Source organism: Pseudomonas emilianonis (genome assembly GCF_023072625.1).
Taxonomy (GTDB): domain Bacteria; phylum Pseudomonadota; class Gammaproteobacteria; order Pseudomonadales; family Pseudomonadaceae; genus Aquipseudomonas; species Aquipseudomonas paraveronii.
This window is the reverse complement of sequence record NZ_JAKNRV010000433.1, coordinates 1-3,892: the sequence shown is the minus strand read 5'-3', so window position 1 is coordinate 3,892 and position 3,892 is coordinate 1. Positions and strand designations below refer to the sequence as shown.

Annotated in this window: 2 protein-coding genes and 1 pseudogene; 1 reads left to right on the top strand and 2 read right to left on the bottom strand. The window is 62.8% G+C overall.

Annotated features, from left to right (window positions below; translation table 11 throughout):
• Positions 1-53: 53 nt before the first annotated feature.
• Positions 54-653 (top strand): annotated as a pseudogene (locus L9Z73_RS26900) (aldose 1-epimerase); the annotation flags it as partial.
• Between the two features lie 67 nt (positions 654-720).
• Here L9Z73_RS26900 and L9Z73_RS26895 read toward each other — a convergent pair.
• Together L9Z73_RS26895 and L9Z73_RS26890 are read right to left on the bottom strand one after the other, a co-directional pair.
• Positions 721-1,872, bottom strand: a complete 1,152-nt coding sequence (locus tag L9Z73_RS26895; RefSeq protein ID WP_247407627.1) for an HlyD family secretion protein — start codon at positions 1,870-1,872, stop codon at positions 721-723.
• Entirely contained in the window at positions 1,869-3,512 is a 1,644-nt protein-coding gene (locus L9Z73_RS26890) for an MFS transporter (RefSeq protein WP_247407625.1), read from the bottom strand. Before L9Z73_RS26890 ends, L9Z73_RS26895 begins: the two co-directional genes overlap by 4 nt.
• Positions 3,513-3,892 lie beyond the last annotated feature (380 nt).

Sequence of the window (3,892 nt, the reverse complement as noted above, 5' to 3'; positions counted from 1 at the left end):
GGCATACTTCCTGTTGAGCGGGGCGATCTGGCAAGGCGTGGTGCTGGGCCTGTTCGGCGGATGAAGTGCTGCTTGCGTTGGAATGCGCCACGCCGTTCGCCTATCGCGCCGAGCAGCGGTTTCGACTGCGCAACGGTGAGCTGAGCATCGCCTTGCGGGTCACACATCTGGCCGAACAGGCGGCGTGGCACGGCCTGGGGTTGCATCCCTACTTGCCGCGCCTGCCGGGCACGCGGTTGCAGGCCAAGGCGTCGCAGGTGTGGCTGAGCGATGCGTCCAAGCTACCCACGGGGTTGGCGGCGGTGCCGCACGCTTGGGACTTCCAGGCGTCGAAAAACCTCCCCGAAGACCTGGTGGACAACGGTTTTTCCCAGTGGGACGGGCATTGCCGGATCGAACAGCCGGAGCTGGGTTATGCCCTGGAATGCCAGGCCACGGGCGCCGATTACTTCCTGCTGTACTGCCCGCCGGGGCTGGGGTTCTTTTGCATCGAGCCGGTGAGCCATCCGGTGAATGCCCATCACCTGCCGGGGCGGCCGGGGTTGAAATTGCTGGAACACAATCAGTCGGTCCAACTCAATTTCACCCTGAAATACATTCCAACTGTGGGAGGGGGCTTGCTCCCGATGGCGGTGGATCAGTCATGCATGTAGTGGCTGACACACTGCCATCGGGAGCAAGCCCCCTCCCACAGTTTTGATTTGTGTTGTATCAGTGGTGTCAGGGCGGACTGTTTTTCAGGCGGCCGGCCGTGTCGATACTGACGACAACCGACAACCCCGGCCGCAAGTGCTCGCTCTGCTCCTGGTCGGGATCAACGGTGATCCGCACCGGCAAACGCTGGGCGATCTTGACGAAGTTGCCGGTGGCGTTATCCGCCTGCAACAGGCTGAACTCCGAGCCGGTCGCCGGGGAAATATACTGCACCGTGCCGCGAAACTTGCGGTGGTTGAGCGCATCGACGGTGAACGTTACCGGCTGGCCAACCTGCACGTGGGCCATCTGGGTTTCTTTCATGTTGGCGATCACCCACAGCTGCTTCGGCACCAGCGCCATCAACTGCGCGCCGGAGTTGACGTAAGCGCCAAGGCGCACGCCAATCTGCCCCAACTGGCCGTCACGCGGCGCAGTGACGCGGGTGTTGGACAAGTCGATCCGCGCCAGCTCCACCGCCGCTTCGGCACTGGCCACGGCGGCTTCCAGTGAACCGCGATTGACGATCACCGTCTGCAGGTCCTGACGCGCGATTTCCAGGCTGGCCTGGGCCTGCGCCACGGCGGCGAGGGTCTGGGCATTGGCGGCCCGGGTCACGTCCAGTTCGCGCTTGGACACTGAACCGTCGCTGATCAGCGCTTCATTGCGGCGCAGGTCGGCGGTGCTTTTGCGCGCCTGGGCCTGGCTGTCTACCAGCGCGGCCTGGCGCAGTTTGATAGTGGCTTCGGCGCTGTTGCGTTGCTGCACCACATTCGCCAGCGCGGCCTTTTGCACCGCCAGTTGCGCCAGGGCCTGGTCCAGGCGCTGCTTGTAGATGCGGTCATCCAGGCGCACCAGCAGGTCGCCGGCCTTGACGTACTGGAAGTCCTGCACCGGCACTTCGAACACATAGCCGCTGAGCTGCGGGCCAATGATCGTGACCTGGCCGCGCACCAGGGCGTTCTCGGTGGTTTCCACCGCGCTGCTGAACGGCGGCAATTGCCAGGCATACAGCACGATCAACACGCCGACGAGGGCAATCGCGGCAAAGCCCAGGGACGAGAGGACGCGCACCCCCAGGGAGCGCGGTTCGGTGACCGTGGCACCCGGTGGCGTGGCGCCTTCAGGGGTGGCGGCGATGGCGTTGGTGGTGGTCGTTGTGGTGGTCGGTTCGGTCATGAAGAAGCGCCGCTGGGTTGAACGGGAGTGGCCGCTTTGGTGGTGCTTAACAGCCACAGACTGCGGGTAAAGATCCAGAGCATGGTCAGGATCGCGACGATCGCGATCAGCATGAACACATCGTTGTAGGCCATCACATTTGCCTCGCGGGTCGCCGCCGTGGCAAGGCTGCGAATGCCCATGAGGTTACGCAAGTCCGGGTCGGCGACGATACCGCCATAGGCCGCACCGCCGCTCTGCACCCGCGCGGCGACACGCGGGTCGAGCAGGGTCAGGTGCTCGACGATCATGCTCGAATGAAACTTCTCGCGCACAACCTGGAACGTCCCGAGCAACGCCGCGCCAATCAGGCCGCCGAGGTTCTGGCAAATGCCGAACATCACCGAAAAACTCACCAGGTTGCGCGGGTTGGTCAACACGTTCTTGGTGCCCAGCACCATGGTCGGCCCGAGAAAAAACGTGCCGCCAAAGCCTAGCAGGAACTGGCTGATGTACAGGTTCTGCGGGCGAGTCAGGTTGCTGGAGAAACTGTCCATCACCGACCCGGTGGCCATCAGTGCCAGGGAAATGACCAGCGGCATCAGCAAGTGCGCCGGGTTGATCGTCAACGCACTGACCACCAGCCCGGCCACCGCGCCCGCCAACATCACCACATACAGCGTGTGCATTTGCTGGTAGCTCATGTTCAACATCTGCATGAAGCCCACCGCGCCGGTGGACTGCTCCGACAGCACCATGCGAATCAGGATCACCGCCAGCGCCAGGCGAATCATGGTGCCGCTACCCAGCCAACGGGTCATCAGCAACGGGTTGGCGCGGTTATGCTCAATCGCCAGGCCGGTCATGATCAGCACCAGCGAACAGGCCGACGCCACACCGATCCACGGCGCTTCGAGCCACCAGTCGATCCGCCCGAGGGACAACACCGCGCAGAGCAGCGCCACCCCGCTGGCGAGGATGGCGAAGGTGAGAAAGTCGAGTTTTTCAAAGGTCTTGAAGCGGTCGCCAGGTGGCAACTTGAGCAAGAACACGCAGCCCAGACAGATCAGCGCCATGCCCAGCTCAAACAGGTACAGGCCACGCCATTCGGCGATTTGCAGCAAATCTTCGGAAAACAGCCGCGCCAACGGCAACGCCAACTGCGCGGTGCCCAGGCCCAGGACCAAGGCTTTCAAGCGCCACTTGGCCGGGAACGCCTGGATCATGTAATACAACCCCAGGGAACTGAGCGCCGCGCCGACCATTCCGTGAGCGGCGCGCACGGCGATGGCGGAGTTGAGGTCGTTGACGAACAAGTGGCCGAAGGTCACCAGCGCATACAGCACCAGGAACACCTCGGTAAACGCACGCAGGCCGAATTGCTGGCGGAACTTCACCAAGAGCAGGTTCATGCACACGTTGGTCATGACGTAGGCGGCGGGCAGCCAGGCCATTTCCGCCGTGGTCGCACCGAGGGCGCCTTGCAGGTATTGCAGGTTGGCGATCACCAACGAGTTGCCGAGGCCGCCGGTGATTGCTACCAGGACGCCGACCAGTGCATACAGCCAGCGTTTGTGGGTGGGGTGCAGCGGCGTCGACGGCGAGCCCGGCAAGGCCGGACGCTCGTGGGGCTGCCAGGTGCGGGGGGTGTAGTTGTCCATTCAGTGACCTTGATGAACCGACACGCAAGGTCGGTGACTCCATTACTCAGGGAGTAGTAAACCTGAGAGGAGTTCATCTTGCCATGTTGAGGGTGCAATTGATTTCTGGAGTGGGCGTGGTCAAGTGCGGGGGGGGGCGGTGATGGCGGCCTCTGGGCCGACCGGCTTTTGGGGTTGGGTTGAGTACATATCCGTTGCTGCGGTCACGGCCGCTTATGGTTCCGCTCTTACAGCGGGTCACTTTGGAAAAGCCTGTATGGACCGGACACATGGTGGACGGGTGTACGGGGACATGGTGGACACTTTTCGGCGAGCCAACTTCGCCGGAAAGCCATCATGCCCTGGAACACGAGAGACACCATGAGCCTGAAAGAAGAGTT